General features: G+C 65.1%; 20 protein-coding genes. 6 read left to right on the top strand and 14 right to left on the bottom strand.

What is annotated here, in order from left to right; all coding sequences use genetic code 11:
* Nucleotides 1–6: 6 nt before the first annotated feature.
* From EJB06_RS27345 to sigJ, 4 genes are all read right to left on the bottom strand, one after another.
* Complete coding sequence (locus EJB06_RS27345; RefSeq protein ID WP_126077192.1) at nt 7–2091, bottom strand: TonB-dependent receptor; 2085 nt, start codon at nt 2089–2091, stop codon at nt 7–9.
* A gap of 53 nt (nt 2092–2144) precedes the next feature.
* Nucleotides 2145–2435 (bottom strand): putative quinol monooxygenase, encoded by a 291-nt coding sequence (locus tag EJB06_RS27340; protein WP_126077191.1) that lies wholly within the window; start codon nt 2433–2435, stop codon nt 2145–2147.
* Nucleotides 2436–2531: 96 nt separating this feature from the next.
* Complete coding sequence (locus tag EJB06_RS27335; protein ID WP_229427318.1) at nt 2532–3446, bottom strand: AraC family transcriptional regulator; 915 nt, start codon at nt 3444–3446, stop codon at nt 2532–2534.
* Nucleotides 3443–4312, bottom strand: a complete 870-nt coding sequence (sigJ, locus tag EJB06_RS27330; RefSeq protein ID WP_126077190.1) for an RNA polymerase sigma factor SigJ — start codon at nt 4310–4312, stop codon at nt 3443–3445. The genes EJB06_RS27335 and sigJ overlap by 4 nt, the downstream gene beginning before the upstream one ends.
* A gap of 91 nt (nt 4313–4403) precedes the next feature.
* On the opposite strand from sigJ, the gene EJB06_RS27325 reads away from it, so the two are divergent.
* Nucleotides 4404–4838, top strand: coding sequence for a carboxymuconolactone decarboxylase family protein (locus EJB06_RS27325; RefSeq protein WP_126077189.1), 435 nt, complete (start codon nt 4404–4406; stop codon nt 4836–4838).
* A 46-nt stretch (nt 4839–4884) separates the two neighbouring features.
* Here EJB06_RS27325 and EJB06_RS27320 read toward each other — a convergent pair whose 3' ends face one another.
* The 8 genes from EJB06_RS27320 to prfB form a co-directional block, all read right to left on the bottom strand.
* Nucleotides 4885–5745 (bottom strand): PEP-CTERM sorting domain-containing protein, encoded by an 861-nt coding sequence (locus EJB06_RS27320; RefSeq protein WP_229427317.1) that lies wholly within the window; start codon nt 5743–5745, stop codon nt 4885–4887.
* Between the two features lie 119 nt (nt 5746–5864).
* A complete protein-coding gene (locus tag EJB06_RS27315; RefSeq protein ID WP_126077188.1) occupies nt 5865–6737 on the bottom strand; it encodes a PEP-CTERM sorting domain-containing protein in 873 nt (290 codons plus the stop codon).
* A gap of 214 nt (nt 6738–6951) precedes the next feature.
* A complete protein-coding gene (locus EJB06_RS27310; RefSeq protein WP_126077187.1) occupies nt 6952–8322 on the bottom strand; it encodes a Dyp-type peroxidase in 1371 nt (456 codons plus the stop codon).
* Between the two features lie 7 nt (nt 8323–8329).
* Nucleotides 8330–8938 carry a hypothetical protein gene (locus EJB06_RS27305; RefSeq protein WP_126077186.1) on the bottom strand — a complete coding sequence of 203 codons (609 nt, stop codon included), beginning with the start codon at nt 8936–8938 and terminating at the stop codon, nt 8330–8332.
* A 72-nt stretch (nt 8939–9010) separates the two neighbouring features.
* Nucleotides 9011–10108 carry a catalase family protein gene (locus tag EJB06_RS27300; RefSeq protein WP_126077185.1) on the bottom strand — a complete coding sequence of 366 codons (1098 nt, stop codon included), beginning with the start codon at nt 10106–10108 and terminating at the stop codon, nt 9011–9013.
* 290 nt (nt 10109–10398) lie between these two features.
* Nucleotides 10399–11931 (bottom strand): lysine--tRNA ligase, encoded by a 1533-nt coding sequence (gene lysS, locus EJB06_RS27295; RefSeq protein ID WP_126077184.1) that lies wholly within the window; start codon nt 11929–11931, stop codon nt 10399–10401.
* A gap of 38 nt (nt 11932–11969) precedes the next feature.
* Nucleotides 11970–12635 carry an HAD family hydrolase gene (locus EJB06_RS27290; protein WP_126077183.1) on the bottom strand — a complete coding sequence of 222 codons (666 nt, stop codon included), beginning with the start codon at nt 12633–12635 and terminating at the stop codon, nt 11970–11972.
* A 3-nt stretch (nt 12636–12638) separates the two neighbouring features.
* Nucleotides 12639–13743 (bottom strand): peptide chain release factor 2 gene (gene prfB, locus EJB06_RS27285; protein ID WP_126077182.1). Its coding sequence is split into 2 segments (ribosomal slippage): nt 12639–13661 and nt 13663–13743, totalling 1104 coding nucleotides; the frame shifts between segments, so codons are not numbered across the junction.
* Between the two features lie 157 nt (nt 13744–13900).
* On the opposite strand from prfB, the gene EJB06_RS27280 reads away from it, so the two are divergent.
* Both EJB06_RS27280 and EJB06_RS27275 read left to right on the top strand, forming a co-directional pair.
* Nucleotides 13901–15901 (top strand): bifunctional 2',3'-cyclic-nucleotide 2'-phosphodiesterase/3'-nucleotidase, encoded by a 2001-nt coding sequence (locus EJB06_RS27280; protein ID WP_126077181.1) that lies wholly within the window; start codon nt 13901–13903, stop codon nt 15899–15901.
* Nucleotides 15898–16359, top strand: a complete 462-nt coding sequence (locus EJB06_RS27275; protein WP_126077180.1) for a tetratricopeptide repeat protein — start codon at nt 15898–15900, stop codon at nt 16357–16359. The genes EJB06_RS27280 and EJB06_RS27275 overlap by 4 nt, the downstream gene beginning before the upstream one ends.
* On the opposite strand, the gene EJB06_RS27270 is transcribed toward EJB06_RS27275, so the two are convergent.
* Nucleotides 16356–17177, bottom strand: a complete 822-nt coding sequence (locus tag EJB06_RS27270) for a thioredoxin family protein (protein ID WP_126077179.1) — start codon at nt 17175–17177, stop codon at nt 16356–16358. The genes EJB06_RS27275 and EJB06_RS27270 overlap by 4 nt on opposite strands.
* 25 nt (nt 17178–17202) lie before the next feature.
* Nucleotides 17203–17415 carry a hypothetical protein gene (locus EJB06_RS27265; protein WP_126077178.1) on the bottom strand — a complete coding sequence of 71 codons (213 nt, stop codon included), beginning with the start codon at nt 17413–17415 and terminating at the stop codon, nt 17203–17205.
* 805 nt (nt 17416–18220) lie between these two features.
* Here EJB06_RS27265 and EJB06_RS27260 point away from each other — a divergent pair.
* The 3 genes from EJB06_RS27260 (at nt 18221) to EJB06_RS27250 (ending at nt 23669) form a co-directional block, all read left to right on the top strand.
* Entirely contained in the window at nt 18221–21298 is a 3078-nt protein-coding gene (locus tag EJB06_RS27260; RefSeq protein ID WP_229427316.1) for a glycoside hydrolase family 48 protein, read from the top strand.
* An 84-nt stretch (nt 21299–21382) separates the two neighbouring features.
* Nucleotides 21383–21940, top strand: a complete 558-nt coding sequence (locus EJB06_RS27255) for a LemA family protein (protein ID WP_126077176.1) — start codon at nt 21383–21385, stop codon at nt 21938–21940.
* A 43-nt stretch (nt 21941–21983) separates the two neighbouring features.
* Nucleotides 21984–23669: a glycoside hydrolase family 5 protein gene (locus tag EJB06_RS27250; protein WP_164558054.1), complete on the top strand. Its 1686-nt coding sequence runs from the start codon at nt 21984–21986 to the stop codon at nt 23667–23669.
* The last annotated feature ends 287 nt before the right edge of the window (nt 23670–23956 follow it).

Here is a 23956-nt window from a genome sequence, read left to right as displayed (position 1 = left end):
TGCGCGTCATTCGAACTTCCTGACGAAACCGACGTACAGGCGGCGCGCGACGAAATGGTCGTAGCCCGCCTGGCGGAAGGTGCTCGCGTCGGTCCGGTAGCTGCGCTTGCTGCCGTCGAACAGGTCGCTGGCGTTCACCGTCAGGCTGAGCGTCTTCGTCAATTGCCGCTTCCAGCTCAGGTTCACACTGCTGGTCGATCCCTGCCTGCCCAGCGCCGTGATGGCCGAGGACTGGCCGTGGGCGTCGAGCGAGACATTGTCCGCCCCCGCGCTGTAGCTCGCCCGCAGGTTCATGTAACCCGCAGTGCCGTCCTGGCGCACCGGGCCATGCAGGTCGGGCGTGGTCAGCGCCACGCGGTAGATGCCGCCGTCCACGCCGAAGCGCAGCGCCGCATCCGGGTTCCAGTCGAGCGAGCCGGTCATGCCGGCGGAGCGTGCCTGCCCGCCGTTCTGCTTCGACGTCACCAGCACCTTGTCGGCGAAGCTGCGCGCATCGGCCACCGTATCGGCGCTGGTGCGGTGAAAGGCGCTCACGCTGGCGCTCAGCTTTCCCATCTCCGTGTCGGCGCCGATTTCCCACGACGTCAGGCGCTGGGGTTGCAGGCCCGGATTGCCGCGACTGAGGTTTTGCGCATCGATGTAGGTCGTGAACGGATTCAGGTCGCGCGGGTCGGGGCGCTGCAGGCTGCGGCGATAGCTGAGCGTTAGTTCGGTGCTGTCGCTGGCGGCGAATTTGAGGTGCATGCTGGGATTGAATGCCTGCCAGTGGCCTCGCTGCCCGGCGCCCTGCGCCGGGCGCACGCGCAGCGCCATGCGTTCGAAGCGTCCGCCGAGCAGCGCTTCCCATTGTCCGTGCCTGATCTGGTCGGTCAGATAGACTGCACCGAGCGTGGTCGCTACCGCATAGCCGTTGGTCGTGGCAGGGTCGGGCGTCTCGGCGCCGCTCACCCTGTCGACCGAGGCCTGGTAGTTGGCCAGGTCGTTGACCTCGTCCTGGAGATCCACGCCCATGCCCCACTGGCCATGCCCGGACGCGCGGCTCCAGTCGAGCGTGGCCTGGGTCAGCTGGCGCGCCGAGCGCGTCGCTCCGCGACTGTCGCTGGCAGTGCGCGCCGGCGCGACGTAGACGTCGCTGTACGACTTGTCGATCAGGGTATCCGTTTCGCTGCGCTGGACCATGGCCTTGAGCGCGCTGGCGCTGTCCTGACGGCTGTAACCGAGGCTGGCGCTGTTGTCGGACTGCTCGTTCGGGCCTTCCGAAATACGATGGAAGATGCGCTGGCCCGCGTGGTCGCGAGTCGCGTTGAGCGTGTCGAGGCGGGGATGCGAGCGGCGCGCATTGTAGCGCGTCGCCAGGCTGAGGCTCTCGCTGTCGCTGAGGATGTAGTCGACGCCCAGCGCTGCGCTTTCCACCTTGCGGCGCACGAAAATCCCGGACGTCTGCAAGGTGCTGCCGGCGTCGCCATTGAGCGGATTGTTCCAGTCGACTGCCGAGCGGCGGAATTTCTGCGTGCCGTCGCGGCGGTAGGCCACGCTGCCGTTCACGCTGAAGTCCTTGCGGGTCAGGTCGCCGGACGCGCCTACGTTCCACAGGCCGTGGTCCGCAGCGCTTCCCTGGACCTGCGCGCGGGTTCCCGGCTTGCGGTTGCGCTTCAGGACGATGTTGACGATGGCGCCGCCATTGGCGTTGTAGGCGGCGGAGGGATTGGTGATCACTTCGATGCTGGCGATGTCGGCCCCGCTCATGGTCTGCAGCGCCACCGCGCGTTCGTCGCCCGCCATCATCGCGGTCGGCTTGCCGTTGACCAGGACCGTGACCTGCGAATTGCCCTTGACCGCGATCTGCCCGTCGGCGGTCAGCGCGATCCCGGGCGTCGACTGCAGGACGTCTTGCGCGGTGCCGTTGGCGGCCCTGGCCATGTCGGACACGTCGTGGACCGTCTTGTCGAGCTTCTTGACGACCGGTTCCTTCCTGGCGCTGACTGTCACGACAGCCGGTTGTTCGGCGCGCGCCGTCGCCGGCAGCGCGACGAGTGCGGACAGGATCAGGGAGAGGCTCGTCCTGCGCGGGAGGGATTGATCGAAATGCATGCCAGCATTTTAACGTTTCCACGAAGTCAAGTGGGCGCTTTTCGGCCGCTTGTTTACAGCGCGCTGGCGTAGCGCCCCGATGGCGGCTCCAGCAGGCAGGCGGCAATCGGGTCCCATGCGCCGGAGCTGGTGAGCCGGTCGATGTGGGCCTTGTGCGCCTGTTGGCTGTCCCATTCTTCGACCAGGGTGAACACGGCCGGATCGTCGACGGCGCGGAAGATGCTCACGCCACGGCAGCCGGCCACGCTGGGCAGGTCGCGCTTGACACCGTCGAGCATCGCGCGGAAATCGTTCGCGGCGTCGGGCCGGGTGGTAAAGGTGATGATGAAGGTGGTGGCGGTCATGGCTGTTTCGCTTTGCGTGCGGTGGTTGCGGCCGCGGATCGGCCGTACGCATACGATAGGCCCGGGCGCGCCATGCCGCCAGCACCCTGGCTGCGCTTATATTGACTGCGGCTGCGCACTTGCGAGCTGGCGCGCATACTGCGCCGGCGGGGCGCCGTAGCGGCGCTTGAACTCGCGCGTGAAGTGCGCCGCGCTGTCGAAGCCGGTCATGGCCGCCACCTCGCCGGGACGCTTGCCGCCGGCCAGCAGCAGCACGCGGGCTTGGTCCAGGCGCGTATTGCGCAGGAAGTGCATCGGCGCCAGGCCGGCCACCTCGCGGAAGGTGTGGGCAAAGTGCGAGGGACTCATCGCGGCGGCGTCGGCCAGTTCGGCGATGCCCAGCGGGCGGCGGAAATGCTGCTGGATCAGCTGCACCGCCTTCTGGATGCGCGCGGCCGAACGCTTGATCGCCGCCGCGTCGCGGATGGCGCTTGCCGCGTCCGAGCGCAGCAGGCGCACGACGATCTCTTCGACGACGAGCGGGGCGATGGTGGCGCGGTCGATGGCGTGATCGGTGGCCGGCAGCAGACGCGTAAAGGCGTCGAGCACGCGCTCGTCGACCGGGGCGACGTAATTCGGGACCGTGCCGCCGTTGGGCGCGGGAGCGGTGTCGGCCAGCGCGATGAAGGTCTTCACCAGCAGCTCGGGCGGCAGGTCCATGTGGATCGCGAGGTAGGGCTGGCCCGGGCTGGCCTCGACCACGGTGCCGTCGCAGCGCGTTTCGGCGCCGAGCACGAGGCAGCTCATTTCGTCGTAGCTGAAGGTGCTGGCGCCAAGGCGCGCGCTCTTGCGGCCCTGGAGCACGACCACAATGCCCGGTGCGAGGGTCTGGGTTTTGTCGTAACGGATGGGGCTCGAGAAGCGGTAGTAGCGCAGGCCGGGCCAGATGGCATCGGTGCGGCCTTCGTCCACGGCGCGTTCGGCCACCATGCCGCGCAGGCGTGCCAGGGGAGATGCGGCGCCGTCCGTCACGATGCGCGCAGCAGCTTGTCGGGATTGCGCACGACGTAGATCGCGCCGATCCGGCCATCCTCGATGTCGAACGACATGGTCGAATCGAGCTTGCCGTCGACGAGGCGCAGCAGGCCGGGCTCGCCGTTGACGATTGCGTGTTCGAAGGTGGTCGTGGCGCCGTACTTGCGCGCCATGCTTTCGTAGAAGCGGGCGATCTTGTCGGCGCCGCGCACGATGTTGATGGTGGCCGATACCTTGCCGCCGCCGTCCGCGCGGAAGCTGGCGTCCGGCGCGAACAATTGCGCCAGCTGCGCGCGCTCGCCGCCTTGCGCCGCCGCGACAAAGCGTCCCAGCAGCTCCATGTGGCTTGCGTCGGTCATCGCGAAGCGCGGCTTGTCGGCGCGTACCCGTTCGCGCGCGCGGTGCAGCAGCTGGCGGCAGGCCGCCTCGGTCTTCTTGACGACGGCGGCGATGTCGGCGTAGCCGCAGTCGAAGACGTCGTGCAGCAGGAAGACCGCGCGTTCTTCGGGACCTAGCCGTTCGAGCATCAGCATGAAGGCCATGGAGATGTCGCCGGCCAGTTCCAGGCGCGCCTCGGGCAGGTCGGCCGCGCGCGTGACGATCGGTTCGGCCAGCCACGGGCCGATGTAGGCCTCGCGCTCGGGCAGCGCGCTGCGCAGGCGGTCGATGCACAGGCGGGTGACGACGGTGACCAGCCACGCCTCGGCACTGGACAGGGTTGCGCGGGTGTCGCTGGCGTTCCAGCGCAGCCAGGCGTCCTGCACGGCGTCGTCGGCATCGGCGCGCGAGCCGAGCATGCGGTAGGCGATGCCGAACAGGCGCGGCCGGACCTGGTGAAACTGGCTGGTGAAAATATCGTTCATTCTTTTTTTGGGCTGGCTGTCACAAACGCTGCGGCAGCTTCGTCTAATGATTGTAAGGCCTGCCAATCAATCTCACAAAAAAGGAATCAACATGCAACGCATCGATTTTTACACCGCCGCACCGAAAGCCGTCAAAGCCTGGATGGCGCTGGAACAGTACATCGCCACCTCGAGCATCGACAAACCGCTGGCAGAACTGGTGCGCCTGCGCAGCTCGCAGATCAATGGCTGCGCGTTTTGCGTGGACATGCATGCGACCGATGCCGCCAAGGGCGGCGAGACCGAACGGCGCCTGCATGCGCTGGCGGTATGGCGTGAAACGCCGTTCTTCACGGCGCGCGAACGGGCCGCGCTGGCCTGGACCGAAACCATGACGCGCCTGGCGCAGCAGCCCGATACCGGCGAGAGCTACACCGCACTGGCGCAGCAGTTCAGCGCCGAAGAGATGGTCGACCTGACGTTCCTCATTTCGACCATCAACGGGTGGAACCGGCTGGCGGTGGGGTTTGCCAAGATGCCTGAGTAGGGCGCCGGCGAATTGGCGCAACGCTGCGCCAATTGCCCCAATGCCGTCAGGCGCGAGCGGCCCGCTTGCGGCGCGCCGCGCCAGCCACCAGCGCCAGGCCGCCGATCAGCATCGCATAGGTCGACGGCTCCGGCACCGGACTGGCCGATGGCGTCGTGTCGACCGATGCGGCGCTGACCCACAAGCCGATCGATAGTTTCAAGTTTGCCGCGCTCGACTCCGTGTTCTGGAACATGATCGACAAGCGCTCGCTTCCCGACTGCGAGAAGGGCAGGTTCGGGTCGCTGGTGAACCTCGGCGCTGTCAAGCTGAACGTCGCGCTCACATCGGGATACCAGTCGGGCAGCATACCGTCGAAGCGCATGGTAGCCTTGATACTTGCATCTTCGTTCAGGCGATTGGTGCGTGGCAGCGAGGTCGCCACGCTGCCGCTGGCGTCGGCGAAGAAGCTGATCTGCGTGCCCGGCGAGAGCACGAATTCATCGATCAGCATGGAGGTCGACGCGACCGCCGACCGGTCGTAGCCGGCACTGCCCGTGGTCGACGCGGCTGCGTCGAAGTTCAGGCTCTGGAAATTGCCTCCGCTGATGGTCGAGGTTACGGCGCCCTGGCGGACCGACAGGCTGGCATCGAGCGGGCGGCTGTACAGCGCGCCGCTACTGTCGTCGTTGATGTCGCGCGTGGTGCGTGCTCCGCTCTGGTTGATGTCGGCCCGCGCGAACGAGGCAAGCGGGTTGGGATTGCGCGGCTTGATCGAGAGCGATGGCGCGATGCCGTCGTTCGGCAGCAGGTCCATCAGCGTGTACGAAAAATTGGTGAATGTGCCGCTGGCACTGACTTGCGCGGTGGCGCACAGCGGCGCGGCGAGCGTGGCGGCGACTGCCAGCTTGGTAAGCAATGTCTTCATGATCAGTCCTGGATGAAAAATGAGCGTGTTTTAAACGGGAATGCGGCGCGCCTTTGCGGTACCCGGGCAGGCGCGACCATCGGGCGGACGCGCCATGTGCGGCGCTGTCCGGCAATCGTTCACTGGTCCTGGACTTTGCGGCGGCGACGGGCCGCGCCGGCGACCAGGGTCAGACCGGCAAGCAGCATGGCCGTGGTGGCCGGCTCAGGTACCGGGCTTGGCGGCACCGGGCTGGCGTCATACACCTGCACAGTCGAGCTCAAGGAAATGCCCAGCGTCAGAGTGGATGAAAACAGCGAAGTGTTGCCGAGCGTAAGCGAGAGGCGCTCACTCACCGAGTCCGTCGCCGCAGGACTGTTGGGGAATGCCCAGTTCGATGCGACGGCCTCGCTGAAAGTCGATGTAAATCCATTCCACCCGTCTTGCGCATCGGCATTTAATGAAAACGACGCGTAGGTTCGTGCATATTCCCGAAGTACATTGCCTGCTGGCAGCGTGGTCGAGGTGCCGGCGTTAAAATCCGCGAAAAACGACACCTGCGTACCCGGCGAGAGCACGAACTCGGTGATGGTGGAGCTGGCGCTCCCATTCGCCGCCCGGCTTGCCGCGGCGATGCTGGTGGTCGATGCCGCAGCATGCAATTGCAAGGATTGGAAATCGGCGCCTGTCGTGCTCGCGCTTGCCGTGCCTGCACGCGTGCCGATGCTGGCGGCGACGTCGCGGTTGAACGGCGTCGTGAATTGGCTGCGGCTGTCGGTAAACCATGGTTCGAAGGTGGAATTCTGGCTGACCTCGCCGGAGGCCGTGCTGGCGCCGGGATAATTCGATCGATAGGCGATGGTGAGCGACGGGGCAATGCCATCGTCCGGCAACAAGTCGATCAGGGTGTAGGAGAAATTGGTCACGCTACCCTCGGCGCGAATCTGCGCGTGGGCCAGCAGCGGTGAAGCCAGCGCGGCGGCCATCACCACACTCGTAGCGAATTTGTTCATGGATTTGCCTTCATTGAATTACAAAAATATCAAGACAGGCAATATACCAGTGACAGCAGGACGCGCGACAGGATGTTGCTAATTGAGTACAAGTTACACTTTGACATTTGAGTTCCGGCCTGGATGGGGCGCTGCCCGCGCCGGGCGCCATGCTGGTCCGGCCGGCCGGGGCGGCGAGCAGCGCCGTCGCCCCGGGTAACATGCCTGGCGGCGATCAGGCCGGATTGCGCCCTTCGCCCGCCAGCCAGCGCAGCGCCGTCAGGCTCGGCATGAACAGATACTCGCCGCCGCGCACCGTGCAGAAAGTCTGGATGCCGTGGATACGCTGGCGCACCGGCCGCTTCTGGATGGTGAAGGTGCTGTCCTCATCCTGCTGGCCGAGGATGGGATCGCGCTCCTTGCCCAGGTCCATGAAGTTGCCATGGTCGACCCACTCCTGCTGCATGAACTCCACCGTCTCCGGCGCCCTTGCGCTGATCCCGATGAAGAACAGGCCGCGTTCCTGGCCGTCGTCCTCCAGCAGGTCCGCGCGCCACGGCGCACCGAAGGTGGTGCTGCGGCGGATGATGCGGTGCAGGTTCACGTCGGTCAGCACCGCCAGCTTGCTGTCGCGCGGATTCATGCGGCGCATGTGGCAGCCGTGCGGCGCCTGCAGGCCGGCCTGGTCGTCCTTGTACGTGAAGTCGTTGTTGCGCTTCGGGTCGGCGCCGAGGGCGGGATCGTCTTTTTCCGGCGCCAGCGTGAGCGGCGCGCCGCTGCGCCAGCGGCCCACCAGTTTGGCGGCCAGCAGTTCCTGGCCGGCTTCGTCGTCGGCGTTATCGCGCAGGAAGCGGTTGAAGGCGGCGGCGTCGGCCTGGTACTTGCGGATCACGACAAACGTGCCGTTGCGTCCCAGTGCGTCGGGCTGCGGCATCGCCAGCGGCACGCCGGATTCGCCCGGATAACCGAGAATCAGTTCGCCCGCCTTGATGGCGTCGCCCTGGCCCGGCAGCAGCTCTTCGATGCCGCCGTCGATGGCCGGGTTGCTGATGTTGTCGCGGTAGCCGAAGGGATTGAGGCTGTCCGGCTGCGCGCCGAAGTCGTGCATGCCGAGCAGGGTCACGCCCTGGACGTTGTCGAACTCCTTCTGCGCGGTGGCCAGCGCATGCTTCCACGACGCTTCGTCCGGCGCGAAGATCGATACGGTCACGTGTACCTGCCCGCTGCCGTAAGGCGCTTCCCAGTTGGCCGGTGCGCTGGCGCCGCTGTCGCGCAGGCGCTCGGCGCGCGCGGCCATCCCTTCGCGGAAGGCGGCCGGGAAGCTGGCCAGCGAATCGGCGGGAATCTCCAGCGCCACCAGGCCCGCGTGGCTCAGCGCCACGGCGATCCAGGCAGCCTTGTTGGTGCGCGCGTCGGCGGCGCTGCGCACATGCGGGGCGAGGCGCGAGAGCAGCGCGCGTCCGCCGGCGGCGTCGTCGATCTTGAGCAGCACATGGGTGCCGTAGTACGGGTCCGGGCGTTTGAAGAGAATGGTGGCCTGGATGTCGTCGAGCTCCAGCGCCGGCGACGGATGAACGAGGTTCTTGAGTTTATCGATGAATGTCATGGGCGCCTCACGCAATCTTGTCCAGGAATTCCTGGAGCGCGTCGTTCTGCTTTTGCAGGCGGCGCGTTTCCACGACCGACAGATTGGGATTGGCGACGTACCAGCCGTCGGCGGTGATCTGGTGGCTGGCGATGAAGTCCTTCACGCCCGGATCGGTGATGCCGGGCCAGCCTTCGACCGAGGAAAACAGCAGGTCCATCAGGTCGGGGATCTTGGTCGCGAAGTCTTCGATGTAGGTATCCCAGTCGCCGTCGTAGGTGGTCGCGAACAGGATCCTGGTATCGTTTTCGAAGAACACGAAACGCATGTCGTGCAGGGTCGAGACCTTTTGCGCGCCGTTGAAGTTACCGTTGACCAGTTTGAAGATGCGGCGCAGGCGGTCGGCGCCGCCCGGCTTGAGCTTGGCCATGGCGGTCAGTTCGGAGATCTTGCCGGACTGGCGGCCGATGCGGCCGGCCGAACCGGCATGGCCTTCGGTGTTGGGGTCCTGCTCGCGCAGCATGTTCTCCAGCGCGAGTTTGAGCAGGTCGGGGGCGTCTCCAAGGACCTCCTGGACTTTGCGCTTGATTTCCGCGAGGTCGGTAGAGGATTTGTTTTGTGGGTTGGTGTCGCTCATGATTGCTCCTTGGTCTTGATAAAAAAGGTGATACGTGGTGCTGACTACTGAACTGCTGTACTGCGGTACTGCTTAATCGGGCACCTGGCCGATGCTGTCGATCTCGATGCGCGGCTGCGCATTCATCTCGTGGCGGAATTTGGACGATGCCTCGTATGCCTTGATGCGCGCGCGCATGATGGAGCCCATCGGACGGTGCGCCTCGATGCAGTGCCACGGGTTGAACGACAAGACGTCGTCGGCGAATACGCGGCGCGCCGGGCTGTAGGCCTGCTGCGGCGGGATGGTGAGCCTGGCGACCGGCTGGTAGGGCGAGTCTTCCTGCGGCCACTCGATCGAGGCGTCTTCGATCGGCATCTTCTCGATGTCTGTCAGGAGCTGCGCGCGCAGTTCGTACTCGGCGCCCTGGCCGTTGAAGAAGTCGACCACCAGGTTGCGCAGGGCCGAGTCGTCGGCGTCGTCGCCGAGCGGCTGGCCGGTGAGGGCGCGTACATTGTCGGACAGCGGCGCGGCGCACAGCTTGGCCACGTAGTCGCCGTAGCGCACGGCGGCCATGCTGAAGAAGGTCTCGCCGAGGATGTGGTTGTTCGGCGCGCCGAGCGTGTCCACCACGGGATTGTCGATGCCGAGGGCGTGCAGGGCCTTGCTGCCGCCGCGCGCAAGGGCGGCGACGATGCGGCGCACCATGTCGGGATCGTCGGCGTGCTTTTCGAGCAGCTTCTGGGTCTTGAGGTAGGCGCTAGCGTGGCCGAAGGCGATCACGGGGTGGTTCACCAGCAGCAGGTCCTGGGTCGTGGCGTCCTGGCGGTTCGGCAGCAATTGCGGACCGTCGACACCGAGCATCTTGATCGCCATGCCGCGCGGCGACGGCAGCTTGTCGCTGTGGATGTCGCCGGGCGCTGTGGACAGGCGGATCACGACCGGGTAGGTGGCGGGACGGGCGAACACGCCCTGCGCCAGGTGCGGCGGCAGATTGTCGTAGACGGTCACGTGGCCGGTCAGCACGCCGTGGCACTTGGCGTGGGCGTCGCGCTTGGCGTGGCGGTGCTTGTCGAAGACGCGGGTGTTTACGCGCATCATGGATTCGACCACGCTGTCGATGATCTGGTCTTCGTTTTCCTGTTTTTGTTCCAGGTTGTCGTTGTAGGGGACGTAGGTGGCGGTACTCATGGGCTTCCTCGCTGTGTTTGCAATATTGCAATCGATGCAAGGAGTCTACCGACAGGGGAGGCGCGTTCGCTAGAATGTTTGCTCGAACGGCGGGGTATGGTGGAGGCTGTTCCTGCGCAGGCGGTAATAGAAGCCACCGTCGTTCCCGCGAAGGCGGGAACCCAAGTTCGGTCCGCAGCCACCGCCCGCGCCGAAAACTTGGGTTCCCGCCAAGGGGGCCGCAGAGGCCGGGAACGACGGGCGAAAAAAAAGGCGGGCATGGCGCCCGCCTTTCGCTTGTGACGCTTGCCTTATTCTTCGCGGCGCAGGTGCGGGAACAGGATCACGTCGCGGATGTTCGGCGAATCGGTGATGAGCATGATCAGGCGATCGATGCCGATGCCGCAGCCGCCGGCTGGCGGCATGCCGTATTCCAGCGCGCGGATGTAGTCGGCGTCGTAGAACATCGCTTCGTCGTCGCCCGCATCTTTCGCTTCGACCTGCGCCAGGAAGCGCGCGGCCTGGTCTTCGGAGTCGTTCAGCTCCGAAAAACCATTGGCCAGCTCGCGCCCGACGATGAACAGCTCGAAGCGCTCGGTGATGCCGGCCACCGTGTCCGAGGCGCGCGCCAGCGGCGACACTTCGGCCGGGTAGTCGACGATGAAGGTCGGCTCCCACAGCTGCGCTTCGGCGGTTTCTTCGAACAGCGCCAGTTGCAGCGCGCCCAGGCCGGCCGTCGAAAACGGCTTGACGCCGAATTTGAGCAGTTCGGCCTTGAGGAATTCGGCATCCTGCAGCTGTTGCGCGGTGTAATGCGGCGCGTAGGCGTTGATGGCGCCGACGATGGTCATGCGGCGGAACGGCTTGGACAGGTCGAGCGGCTTGCCGCCGTAGGTCAGTTCGGCGGTGCCGTGGGCGTCGATGGCGGCCTGGCGGATCACCGCTTCGGTGAAGTCCATGATCCACTGGTAGTCGGTGTAGGCCGCGTAGAATTCCATCATCGTGAATTCGGGATTGTGGCGCGGCGAGACGCCTTCGTTGCGGAAGTTGCGGTTCACTTCGAACACGCGGTCGAAGCCGCCGACCACCAGGCGCTTGAGGTACAGCTCCGGCGCGATACGCAGGAACATTTCCATGTCCAGCGCATTGTGGTGGGTGATGAAGGGCTTGGCGGCGGCGCCGCCGGGAATGGCGTGCAGCATCGGCGTTTCGACTTCCATGAAGTCGTTCTTTTCCATGAAGCGGCGGATCGACGACATCGCGGCGGTGCGGGCCTTGAAGGTGCGGCGCGCCTGGTCGTTGGTGATCAGGTCCACGTAACGCTGGCGGTACTTGGTCTCCTGGTCCGACAGGCCGTGGAACTTGTCCGGCAAGGGGCGCAGCGACTTGGTGATCAGGCGCAGCGTGGATACCTTGACCGTCAGTTCGTCGGTCTTGGTCTTGAACAGGGTGCCCTCGATGCCGAGGATGTCGCCCAGGTCGTAGTGGCTCAGCGCTTCCATGGCGGCTTCGCCGGTCTTGTCGAGCGTGACGTAGATCTGGATGCGGCCGTCGGCGCGCGGGCCGGACGAATCCTGCAGGGTCGCGAACACGGCTTTTTTGCCGGCTTCGCGCTTGAGCATCATGCGCCCAGCCAGGACCACGGGCACCTCGGTCGCTTCGAGTTCTTCGCGCGTCTTGCCGCCGAATTCCTCGATCAGTTGCGCGGCCTTGTGTTTTGGACGGAAATCGTTGGGAAAGGCGATGCCGCCTTCGCGCAGCGTGGCCAGTTTGGCGCGGCGTTCGGCGATCAGTTTGTTTTCATCTGCCGGGGCGGGTGCCTGGTCTTGGGTGTCCGTAGTCATGGTAAGTATCGCTATATATAAGTTGTTGCGAATGTAAATCAGGAGGAAAACAGTTCGTCGATCGTCAGCTCGGAAAAATCGCTGGCGATGTGGATGACGTTGTCGAATTCGGCGAAGGCGTCGGCCGGCAGGGTGGTGGTCAGCACCACCGCGCGCATGCCGGCGCGGCGCGCCGCTTCCACGCCCAGCGGCGCGTCTTCGAACACGATGCAGTGCTCGGGCGCGACGCCGCAGCGCTCGGCCGCGAGCAGGAAGACGTCCGGATGCGGCTTGCCGCGCGCGACATCGGCCGCGCCGACCACGGTGTCGAAATGGCGGCGCAGGTCCAGGCCATCGAGCGTGAACGTGATGTTGGCGTTGGGCGCGGCGGTGGCCACGGCCAGCGCCACCTGGTGCTCCTTGGCCAGCGCGATCAGCTCGTCGAAGCCGGATACGGTCTTGCGGTGCGGTTCGTACAGCTCGCGATAGACCAGTTCCTTTTCGTCGTTCAGGACGCGCACCTCATCGTCGTCCAGGTGCTCGCCCATCTCGGCACGGATGATTTCCTTGCCCTGGCGGCCGGCCGTGGTGCGGAAAAATTCGTCGGCGTCGATGTCCTTGCCGCGCCGCTGGAAGAACGCAATCCAGGATTCGGTGTGGAAGGACATATTGTCGACGATGGTACCGTCCATGTCGAAGATGAATGCGCGTCGGGTAGCGGTCATGGATTACACGCCTTGCTTGAGTGAGGCCGAAATGAAGTCGTCCAGGTCGCCGTCCAGCACGCCCTTGGTGTTACCGGTTTCGAAGTTGGTGCGCAGATCCTTGATGCGCGACTGATCGAGCACGTAGGAACGGATCTGGTGGCCCCAGCCCACGTCGGTCTTCGAGTCTTCCAGCTTCTGCTGTTCGCTCATGCGCTTGCGCAGTTCGTGCTCGTACAGCTTGGCCTTGAGCATTTCCATCGCTTCGGCGCGGTTGCGGTGCTGGCTGCGGTCGTTCTGGCACTGGACCACGATGCCGGTCGGGCCGTGCGTCATGCGGACCGCGGAGTCGGTCTTGTTGATGTGCTGACCGCCGGCGCCGGAGGCGCGGTACGTATCGACGCGGATATCGGCCGGGTTGACGTCGATCTCGATCGAGTCGTCCACTTCCGGGTACACGAACAGGCTGGTAAACGAGGTATGGCGGCCGTTGGCCGAGTCGAACGGCGACTTGCGCACCAGGCGGTGCACGCCGGTTTCGGTGCGCAGGTGGCCGTAGGCGTATTCGCCTTCGACCTTCAGGGTGGCGGTCTTGATGCCGGCCACCTCGCCGTCGGACTGTTCCAGGATGTCGACCTTGAAGCCCTTGCGTTCGCAGTAGCGCAGGTATTGACGCAGCAGCATCGAGGCCCAGTCCTGGGCTTCGGTACCGCCGGCGCCGGCCTGGATGTCGATGAAGCAGTTATTGGCGTCCATCGGGTTGCCGAACATGCGGCGGAACTCCATCGCTTCGACCACGGCCTTGATGGCGTCGGCGTCGACGATGACCGCTTCGAGCGTGTCGTCGTCGTTTTCTTCGCGCGCCATGGCGAACAGGTCGTTCGCGTCCTTCAGGTCGGCGTCCGCCTTGATCAGGGTATGGACGACGCCTTCCAGCTCCTTCTTCTCCTTACCGAGCGCCTGGGCGCGTTTCGGATCGTTCCAGACGGTCGGATCTTCTAGTTCTTCGTTGACTTGTTCGAGCTTCTCCGACTTCTTATCGAAGTCAAAGATACCTCCGAAGTTCGGCTTCACGATCCGTCAGGTCGTTGAGCAGGGCGGAGAGGGCGTTAATGCGTTCGGCTTCCATGGCGTTTCCGGTCTTATTGAATTGGTTAAATCGAACCTTCGATTATACCCCAGCGCGCCACATTTCCGGTCCTCGCCGCGTACCCGGCTTGATCGGTGTGGCGGCGCTGCGTATGATGGCGCGAATTAGCCCCCGCCACTCGCCGAAAATCGCCCCTATGCGTTATCAAATTTGCATTCCCGTCCTGCCCCTGATGTTCTGCGCCGCCGCCGCTGCCGCCACCCCGCCCAAAGGGGCCACGGCCGTCGTCGGCGTGATGGAAACGACCGACCTGCATTCGAACGTGCTCGGATACGATTACTTCAAGCTGGCGCCGGAACCGTCGCTGGGCCTGGACCGCACCGCCTCCCTGATCGCGCAGGCGCGCCGCGAGTTTCCGAACAATCTGCTGTTCGATAACGGCGACACCATCCAGGGCAGCGCGCTGGCCGACTACCAGGCGCTGGCCAATCCGCTCAAGTGCGAGCAGACGCTGGCCATCTACAAGGTGATGAACAGGCTCGCTTACGACGGCGGCGGGATCGGCAACCACGAATTCAATTACGGCCTGGCGTACCTGAGCCAGGTGACCGGCAACCGCTTCGAGGTCGATGGCGTCGACGCCAGCAAGCCGCGCTGCGCCGGCCCGGCCTTTCCGCAGGTGCTGGCCAACGTCTACAGCATCAAGACCGCCAGGCCGCTGTTCGCGCCGTACCGCATCATCGACAAGCAGATCACGGCGACGGACGCCGACGGCAAGCCGGTGACGACGACGCTTAAGGTAGGCATCATCGGCTTTGCGCCGCCGACCATCCTGTCGTGGGACAAGCGCTGGCTGGAAGGGAAGGTCTACACCGAAGGGCTGCGCGAGACGGCGTCCAAGTTCATCCCCGAAATGCGCGCGCAAGGGGCCGACCTGGTGGTGGCGATCTCGCACGGCGGCCTCGACGACAGCACGTACGCGCCGTCGATGGAAAACGGGAACTGGCATTTGTCCAAGGTGCCCGGCATCGACGCCATGCTGATCGGGCACTCGCACCTGCCGTTCCCGAACGCGGCCAGCACCGTCCCGCAATTCAACCTGCCGGGCGTGGACAAGGTCAAGGGCCTGGTCAACGGCGTGCCCACCGTGATGGCCAACCTGTGGGGCAAGCACCTCGGCGTGATCGGCCTGCACCTGTCGTACGACGGCCAGCGCTGGGTGGTCGACCGCAGCAAGACCACCGTGGAAGCGCGCGCCGCGCAGCAGGCCGACAAATCGTTCGTCGCGCCCGATCCGGCGATTGCGGCGCTGGTCGCGGGCGAGCACGAGGCGACCATCCGCTACGTCAAGACGCCGGTAGGGGCGACCGACTTCCGCATGTCCAGCTATTTTGCCGATGTGGGCGACGTGACGGCGATTGCGGTGGTCAACCAGGCGCAGACCGAGTACGTCGCGAAGTACGTCAAGGCCAACCTGCCGCAGTACGCGGCGCTGCCGGTGCTGTCGATGGCGTCGCCGTTCAAGGGCGGCAGCGCCGGCGTGACCGATTACACCGACGTGAAAGCCGGCAGCCTGGCGCTCAACAATGCGGCCGACCTGTACCTGTATCCGAATTCGCTGTACGCGGTGAAGGTCAATGGCGGCGAGCTGAAAGCCTGGCTGGAACACGCGGCAGGGCGCTTCAACACCATCGACCCGGACCTGGCCACGCCGCAGGAGCTGATCAACACCGCCTTCCCGACCTATAACTTCGACGCCATCACGTCGAAGGACGTCAGCTACGAGATCGACGTCACCAAGGTGCCGGGCCAGCGCATCAAGAACCTGCGCTTCCGCGACAAGCCGGTCAATGCCTCGAACGAATTTTTGGTGGCGACAAATAACTACCGCGCCAGCGGCGGCGGCGGTTTTCCGGGCCTGGACGGCAGCAAGACCGCCGTGGCGGCGCCGGACGCCAACCGGGAGGTCCTGATCGCCTACATCAAGGACGTCAGGCACCTCACGCGCGCGCAGCACGGCCAGCAGCGCAGCTGGCGCTTTGCCAGGGTGCGCACCGCCGGCCCGGTGGTGTTCCATTCGGCGCCGGGCCTGCTGCCGCTGGCGCAGCAGGCCGGCCTTGCCAACGTGTCGCAAGTGCGCGCCGACGATGGCATGGGCAAGGGCTTTGCGTTGTACGCGCTCGACCTGTCGAAATGATCCGGAGCTGCTTGCTGGCGGCGCTGCTGGCCGGCGGCGCGGTGCATGCGCAGCCGCTCGACGGCGGCGACGTGGCGCGCCTGCGGCAGGCGGCGGCGCAGGATGCGCAAGCCGCGTATGACCTGGGGCGCATGGTCCGCAACGGCATCGGCGTGGCGCGCGAGCCGACGCAGGCCTTCGCGCTGATCGCATCGAGCGCGCGGCGCGGCCATGCGCCGGCCATGTTCACCCTGTCGGCCATGCTGGCGGCGGGGGAGGGCTGTGCGGCGGACCTGGCGGCCGCGCGCCGCTGGCTGGAGGCGGCAGCGGACCTGGAGCACCCGGAAGCGCTGCAGCAGATGGCGATGTACGTGCAGGAAGGCGCGCTGGGCTACCCGCGCGATGCGCAGCGCGCCGCCCAGTTGCTGCGCGAGGCGGCGCACGCGATGACCCACCGCGCGCACGGCCACCCGGATTAAGGCTTGCCGGCTTCCAGATGGGCGGCGAGGACGCCGCAACTGTGCGCGTCCGGCCCCCTGGCACGGGTCATGTTGAGCTCTTTCGCCATCCACGCTTCCATATCGCGCATGTCGCGCTGCGCGAGCGCGGTTTCTTCGCTGGCGTCGGCGCGGCTGGTGCGCGAGAGTTTCAGCATGGCCGCTTGGTTGAGCGCGGCCGCATGCGCCACCGTCCACGTTTGCAGGGCCCGGTCATAAGCGACCGCTTTCGGCGGCGTGACCTTGCCGCATGCCGCCACCAGTTCCTTGAACAGGTCCTTGCGCGTGTACAGGCGCAGCACGTCCTGCTGGGCTGCCGTCAGCGGTGTCTGCGGCGCCGGCGCGGCCGGCTCCGGCATGGAATCCTGGGTCACATCCCTGCCCGGCGCCGGCGGCAGCTGGCGAATTTTGTCGATATGGGCCAGCAGCGCGCTCGCGCTTTGCGGACGCCCGCCGGCCTGGCGCTGCTCCTTGCCATCCTTGAACACGATCTGGCGCGGCACGCCGCCGGTGCCGATGCGCGACCCGAGGTTCGGCGCCTTGTGCCAGAGCGGCCACTGCACGCGCGCGAAGACGGTATCGGGTGCGCTCGATTCGGCCGCCGCCTGGTCGAAGGTCCGGTCGGCGCCGATGCAGTAGGTGCAGCCGCGATCGGGCGAGGTCAGCTGCACCACCACGTAGCCGGGCCGGGACAGGAAGGCATCGACCTCCGTCGGTTTGAGTTCGGTCACCTTGGCGGCGTATGCCATGGTGCAGCCCAGCGCGGCGCCGGCGGCGACGGCAAATTTCATGAACTTCATCGTTCGGTTTCCTTGGTGAGTGGTGTCAGAGCATGCGCATGCGGTGCGGCGTGCGGATGCGGGCGCGCAGACAGGGCTGGGTGCCGGCGCCGATGGGCACCACGTCCCACTTCGCCTGCATGAACACGCGGATGTTAGCACCGGAGCCGGTGCAAATAAGCTCACTTTTCCGCTTGCCCGGCAGAAAACGCACAAGTAAAGAATTATTTAGCATGAAAGCGATTTCAAGGGTTGTCAAATTTTAAAGCGTCACTTTTTCGCCACGCATGTCTGGCGCTCTCGCACGCTGTTCAGCGACCCACCCGACATAGGAACGCCAAGGAATTTAACATTTCTTTTTCGCAGGTGATCTTGAACAGTAAGCATCATTATTTTGCGTCGTTTCGGGCCTGTTTTTCTATGAAATCCATGAAAGCCCCGCCGTTGAAGGCGCTACTTGTTCTTTTTTCTGGAAACGGTTCCGAAATGCTCCCCCATCGACACTCCTGTTTTCGCCCAGCAATTGCTATATGTGCAATGCAAAAAACGACATTTTTGCGTTCTTGACATTTAACCTTTGCAGGCGATACATTGCGTCAATACCTAGGCGACAAGATGAATTTGTTATCCGATGGTGTGCCTTGGCCCGGACACGTCCGTCGCCACGGAGATTCGACAAAAAAACGGTCGGTTGATCGTTTTTTTTGGAAAAGAGTTGAAAACGTTTTCAAGCCTGTGTAATGCGGGGACGGCATGGCCGGCTCCGCCGCACAGGCGCCGTGGGCGCCGCAGCCTTGCTCTGGGCAGTGGAAGGTGCGGCGCACATGGGCAACGAAGGCATCCACCTGTCTTCGGGCGCAAGTTGCTTCCTGCTTCGGCAGGCGGCGGCCGGCGCAACGCGAACCGCGCCGTGGCCGCCCGCCACGGACCGGAACGCGGGAAACACTGAAACAAGCGCCATCCGCACCGGTGCATCCGGAAAGACGGCGACAACCATGCCGGCGTACGTGCATCACGGACGCCATAAAGTACGACAATTGCGAGGAGACTCCTGAATGAATTCGATGTCCAACATTAAACTGAACGCGGTGACCAACGCCCTGCGTAACAGCGGCAGCGGCCGCAACCTGGCGCGCAGCGCGATGCGCGGCCTGCTGGCCCTGTCGATCACGGCCGCATCCGCCGCCGCGATCAGCCTGCCGATGATGGCAACGGCCCACGCCGCCGCCGATGCGGAATACACGCAGCGCTTCCTGACCCAGTACAAGAAGATGAAAGATCCTGCGAACGGCTACTTCAGCAAGGAAGGCGTGCCGTACCACTCGATCGAAACGCTGATGGTCGAAGCGCCGGACCACGGCCACGAAACCACCTCGGAAGCGTACAGCTACTGGCTGTGGATGGAGGCGCAGTACGGCCGCGCCACCGGCGACTGGGGTCCGCTGAACGCGGCCTGGGCCAACATGGAAAAGTACATCATTCCATCGCAGTCGGACCAGCCGACCAACAACTTCTACAATCCGGGCAAGCCGGCCACCTACGCGGCCGAATACGACCTGCCGAAAAGCTACCCGGCGCCGCTGAACGGCGGCGTACCGGTCGGCCAGGATCCGATCGCCAACGAACTGAAATCGACCTACGGGACCAGCAATATCTACGGCATGCACTGGCTGCTGGACGTGGATAACTGGTACGGCTACGGCAAATGCGGCGACGGCACCACGCGTCCGTCGTACATCAACACCTTCCAGCGCGGTTCGCAGGAATCGGTCTGGGAAACCGTCCCGCACCCATCGTGCGAAACCTTTAAATGGGGCAAAAACGGCGGCGGCGAAGGCTTCCTCGGCCTGTTCATCGGCGACAATAACCGCGCCAAGCAATTCCGCTACACCAACGCACCCGACGCCGATGCGCGCGCCGTGCAAGCCGTGTACTGGGCGTCGGTCTGGGCCAAGGAGCAAGGCAAGAGCGCGCAAGTGGCCGACCTGGTCGCCAAAGCCGCGAAGATGGGTGACTTCTTGCGTTACGCCATGTTCGACAAGTACTTCAAGAAAATCGGCAATTGCACCAACGCCAATTCGTGCCCAGGCGGCAATGGCCAGCAAAATGCTCAAGGCGAACGCGACAATCAGCACTACCTGATGAGCTGGTACTACGCATGGGGCGGCGCGACCGACACCAACGCCGGCTGGGCATGGCGCATCGGTTCGAGCCACAACCACTTCGGCTACCAGAATCCGCTGGCCGCATGGGCGCTGTCGACCCAGGCCGAATTCAAGCCGCTGTCGCCGACCGCCGCTGGCGACTGGGGCAAGAGCCTGACCCGCCAGATGGAATTCTACCGCTGGCTGCAATCGGCTGACGGCGCGATCGCCGGCGGCGCGACCAACAGCTGGGGCGGCGATTACCTGACCCCACCGGCAGGCACGCCGACCTTCCACGGCATGTTCTACGATGAAAAACCGGTCTACCACGATCCGGCGTCGAACACCTGGTTCGGCTTCCAGGCCTGGTCGATGCAGCGCGTCGCCGAATACTACTACGCCAGCGGCGACGCGCGCGCCAAGACGGTCCTGGACAAATGGGTTGCCTGGGCATCGGCCAACACGGTCCTGAAAGCGGACGGCACCTACACCATCCCGAACACCCTGGCATGGAGCGGCGCGCCCGACACCTGGAATGCGGCGGCGCCCGGCGCGAATGCCGGCCTGCGCGTGAAGATCGTCGACAGCACCAACGACGTCGGTATCGCAGCGGCCCTGGCCCGTACCCTGATCTACTACGGCGCCAAAGCCAACAACGAGCCGGCAAAAGCGCTGGCCAAGCAGCTGCTGGACCGCATGTGGGCCAAGCACCAGGATTCGGTCGGCCTGGTGGTCGACGAAACGCGCGCCGACTACAAGCGCTTCACCCAGCCTTACGATCCGGCGACGGGTTCGGGCGTGTACATTCCACAGGGCTGGACCGGCACCAACGCCCAGGGCGCTGTGATCGATTCGAGCGCGACGTTCCTGAGCATCCGTCCGAAATACAAGGACGATCCGCAGTGGCCGAAGCTGAAAGCCTACCTCGATGGCGGTCCGGCACCGACCTGGCGCTACCACCGCTTCTGGGCCCAGGCCGACATCGCCAATGCGCTGGCTGACTACGCCAACATCGTCGGCGGCACCAGCACGCCGTCGATCGTGGCCAGCACCAACGCCGTCAGCGTGCCGGAAGGCGGCACCGCCAGCGTGAGCGTGAGCCTGTCGAAAGCGCCTGCCGCCAACGTCACGGTGGCCGTCGCCAAGGCGGCCGGCGGCGACGTCGACCTGAGCGCACCGCAGGCCAGCCTGCTGTTCACCCCGGCGAACTACAACGTGCAGCAGGCCGTGGGGATCAGCGCCGCGCCGGATGCCGATGCAGTCAACGGCAGCGCCAACTTCACCTTCACGGCGCCTGGCTACCTGAGCGCCACGACGGTGGCAACCGAAGCCGACCGCGACGTCGTCATTCCGGTGTCGCTGGTCGTGACCGGCGCACCGCTGTCGGTACCGGAAGGCGCATCGCGCACCTTCCAGGTCCGCCTGGGTGCGGCGCCAAAAGCCAATGTCACGGTCAGCGTCGCCCGTCTGAGCGGCGACACCGACCTGTCGCTGGCCGGCGGCGCCACGCTGACCTTCACGCCAGCGAACTGGAACGTGACCCAGCCGGTGACGATTGCCGCCGCCGTCGACGCCGACACGCTCAACGGCAGCGCCACCTTCGCCGTGAGCGCACCGACGGCAACGACCGTCAACGCGGTCGCCACCGAAGCGGACAAAGATGTGCAGACCGGCGGTTGCGCTGTCGACTTCGACACCACCAACGACTGGGGCGCAGGCCAGGTGCCGCGCGTTACCCTGCGTAACACCGGTACCGCGCCGATCACCGGCTGGGCACTGAACTGGACCGCGTCGAGCGACGTGACCCTGACCAACTCGTGGGGTGCTGTCGTGACCCAGAGCGGCCGTGCATTCAGCGCCACCCCGGCTGGCTGGAACGCGACCATCGCCGCCGGCGGCAATGTCGAGTTCGGCATGCAACTGGCTTACAGCGGCGCCAAAGTGCTGCCGACCAGCGTGAGCTGGGCTGGCCGTAGCTGCACCATCGCTGTGAAGTAATCGTCAGTCGTCCGCGCGGGCCTTGCCGGCCCGCGCGGATTTTTCGCATTTGCAATTTGCTTTCCCCAATACAGGAGGACGAGGATGACGTTTCGTTCAACCCACGCTGCCATCGCCGTGCTCGCGGTGGTACTCGCCGGCGCCGGTGTCGCCGGCACCATCAGTTTCAACGCCCTGAGCGAAGCGCGCGCGGGCGGCGCCGACGCTTGGCGCGACCTGACCCGTATCCACGCCGAACGCGCGCGCCTGGCCAGCACGGCGCTGGAAGGCGCGGCGCGCGCGGGCGGACTCGATCCGGCCTTCATCGACCAGGCCCGTACCAGCCTGGTGCGCGCCAGCGCGCTGCCGACCAATAGCGGCGTGCTCGACGATCCGGAAGCGGTCGACAATTACAAGCGCTACCAGGGCGAGCTGACCGGCGTGCTGTACCGCCTGGCGGGCACCCGTGGTGCGCCCGAGCTGGAGACGGTGTCTTCGCTCAAGGAACTACGCGGCAAATTGCCGCAAGACGAGCTTGCGCTGGCCGATGCGCGCAGCCGTTACGGAAAGTCGGCCGAAGGCTACAACGCCCTGGTCGGCACCTTCCCGGGTGCCGCGGTCGCAGCGGTGACCGGTTACCGGCCGCTACCTGCCGGGCTGTAGGCATAGCCCCGCTTCAAGTCATCTCACCCACTGGAGACGTACCATGATTACCCCGAAATTTGCAAGCAAACTGGCGCTGTCGCTGGCACTGGCCTTCGCGGCCAGCGCCGGCCAGGCATTTACCGTATCCGGCAACAAGATCCTGGACGATGCCAACCGTCCGGTCGTGCTCAAGGGCGTGAACTGGTTCGGTTTTGAGACCTTCGACGGCACGGTGCACGGCCTGTGGACCCGCAACTGGAAGAGCATGCTCGACCAGGTGCAGGCCAACGGCTTCAACGCCCTGCGCATTCCGGTGTGCCCGGCCACGTTCCGCGACTCGGTCAAGCCGAACATCGATGCGCTGGCCAATCCCGACCTGGTCGGCCTGAACTCGCGCCAGTGGCTCGACGTGTTCCTGAAAGAAGTCGACCGGCGCGGCATCTATATCCTGCTGGACCATCACCGTCCGGATTGCCAGGCGATTTCGGAACTGTGGAATACGCCGCAGTACACCGAAGAACAGTGGCTGACCGACCTGGAATACCTGGCCCAGCATTACTCCGGCCTGCGCAACCTGATCGGCCTCGACATCAAGAACGAGCCGCACGGCCAGGCGACCTGGGGTACGGGCAATGTCCGCACCGACTGGAACCTGGCGGCCGAGCGCGCCTCTAAGCGCATCCTGGCGAAAAATCCGAACCTGCTGATCTTTGTCGAAGGCATCGGCAGCAATGCCGGCGGTTGCCAGGGCCAGTACGGCCATTTCTGGGGCGGCAATCTGGAGCCGCTGAACTGCAAGACGCTCGACATTCCGCGCAACAAGCTGGTGCTGTCGCCGCACGTGTATGGTCCTGACGTGTTCGAGATGGAGTACTTCAAGGCTGCCAATTTCCCGGCCAACATGCCGGCGATCTGGGATCAGCAATGGGGCAAATTCGCCAAGGACTATCCGGTGGTGCTGGGCGAGTGGGGCGGCAAGTACGGTCACGGCGGCGGCAATCCGAAAGACAAGGTCTGGCAGGATGCGCTGGTCAAGTACCTGAAAGAGCGGGGCATGATCAGCTCGTTCTACTGGACGCTCAATCCGAACAGCGGCGACACCGGCGGCATTTTGCAGGATGACTGGAATACGGTCTGGCCTGACAAGATGGCATTGCTGAAGAACCTGTGGGCCGGCGCGACCCCGACGCCAACGCCGACCCCGACGCCGACGCCAACGCCGACCCCGACGCCGACGCCAACGCCGACCCCGACGCCGACGCCAACGCCGACCCCGACGCCGACGCCAACGCCGACCCCGACGCCGACGCCAACGCCGACCCCGACGCCGACCCCGACCCCGACCCCGACGCCGACGCCGACGCCGACGCCGACCCCGACCCCGACCCCGACGCCGACCCCGACCCCGACGCCGACGCCGACGCCGACGCCGACCCCGACGCCGACCCCAACCCCAACGCCAACCCCGACGCCGACGCCGACGCCAACGCCGACACCGGCGGTCACGGCAGTGGTCAAGATCTCGTCCGACTGGTCCGCTGGCTATTGCGCCGAGGTTGCTGTGAACAATAGCGGGACGACCCCGGTGGTGTGGAAGATCAGCGTGCCGGTACAGGGCAAGATCAACAACCTGTGGAACGCGGTCTACACGCAGACCGGCGCGACCTTGACGGCATCGGGCCAGCCGTACAACGCGACGGTGCAGCCGAAGAGCACGCAGTCGTTCGGCTTCTGCGCAGTTCGCTAAGCCAATAGTTTCCTAACCGGGTCAGACCCGAATGCCGCTAAGATAGGCCCTTTTGCCCCCGAGCCTCAGTTCCGTCATTCCCGCCTGCGCGAGAATGACGGGCTTTAAGTTAGCGGCATTGGGGGCAGACCCCGGTTAGGAAATATTCCCTGTCATTACGTGTGTCGCGGCAATTTAGCACTTGCAACGCTGCAAAATATCGCCTACTATCGCACTCCCAAGCAGGCCAACCATTTTTGAAAAGGAGATCGATCATGCAAAAACTGAACATCAACGCTCTTTTTCTG

Source organism: Massilia atriviolacea, assembly GCF_003953935.1.
Taxonomy (GTDB): Bacteria; Pseudomonadota; Gammaproteobacteria; order Burkholderiales; family Burkholderiaceae_D; genus Telluria_A; species Telluria_A atriviolacea.
This window is presented reverse-complemented; position numbering and strand designations above follow the sequence as displayed.

Coding starts and splice junctions, on each gene's coding strand:
- EJB06_RS27345 (WP_126077192.1), bottom strand. CDS start 2,091: ATGCATTTCGATCAATCCCTCCCGCGCAGGACGAGCCTCTCCCTGATC.
- EJB06_RS27340 (WP_126077191.1), bottom strand. CDS start 2,435: ATGACCGCCACCACCTTCATCATCACCTTTACCACCCGGCCCGACGCC.
- sigJ (WP_126077190.1), bottom strand. CDS start 4,312: ATGAACGATATTTTCACCAGCCAGTTTCACCAGGTCCGGCCGCGCCTG.
- EJB06_RS27325 (WP_126077189.1), top strand. CDS start 4,404: ATGCAACGCATCGATTTTTACACCGCCGCACCGAAAGCCGTCAAAGCC.
- EJB06_RS27320 (WP_229427317.1), bottom strand. CDS start 5,745: ATGAAGACATTGCTTACCAAGCTGGCAGTCGCCGCCACGCTCGCCGCG.
- EJB06_RS27315 (WP_126077188.1), bottom strand. CDS start 6,737: ATGAACAAATTCGCTACGAGTGTGGTGATGGCCGCCGCGCTGGCTTCA.
- EJB06_RS27310 (WP_126077187.1), bottom strand. CDS start 8,322: ATGACATTCATCGATAAACTCAAGAACCTCGTTCATCCGTCGCCGGCG.
- EJB06_RS27305 (WP_126077186.1), bottom strand. CDS start 8,938: ATGAGCGACACCAACCCACAAAACAAATCCTCTACCGACCTCGCGGAA.
- EJB06_RS27300 (WP_126077185.1), bottom strand. CDS start 10,108: ATGAGTACCGCCACCTACGTCCCCTACAACGACAACCTGGAACAAAAA.
- lysS (WP_126077184.1), bottom strand. CDS start 11,931: ATGACTACGGACACCCAAGACCAGGCACCCGCCCCGGCAGATGAAAAC.
- EJB06_RS27290 (WP_126077183.1), bottom strand. CDS start 12,635: ATGACCGCTACCCGACGCGCATTCATCTTCGACATGGACGGTACCATC.
- EJB06_RS27280 (WP_126077181.1), top strand. CDS start 13,901: ATGCGTTATCAAATTTGCATTCCCGTCCTGCCCCTGATGTTCTGCGCC.
- EJB06_RS27275 (WP_126077180.1), top strand. CDS start 15,898: ATGATCCGGAGCTGCTTGCTGGCGGCGCTGCTGGCCGGCGGCGCGGTG.
- EJB06_RS27270 (WP_126077179.1), bottom strand. CDS start 17,177: ATGAAGTTCATGAAATTTGCCGTCGCCGCCGGCGCCGCGCTGGGCTGC.
- EJB06_RS27260 (WP_229427316.1), top strand. CDS start 18,221: ATGTCCAACATTAAACTGAACGCGGTGACCAACGCCCTGCGTAACAGC.
- EJB06_RS27255 (WP_126077176.1), top strand. CDS start 21,383: ATGACGTTTCGTTCAACCCACGCTGCCATCGCCGTGCTCGCGGTGGTA.
- EJB06_RS27250 (WP_164558054.1), top strand. CDS start 21,984: ATGATTACCCCGAAATTTGCAAGCAAACTGGCGCTGTCGCTGGCACTG.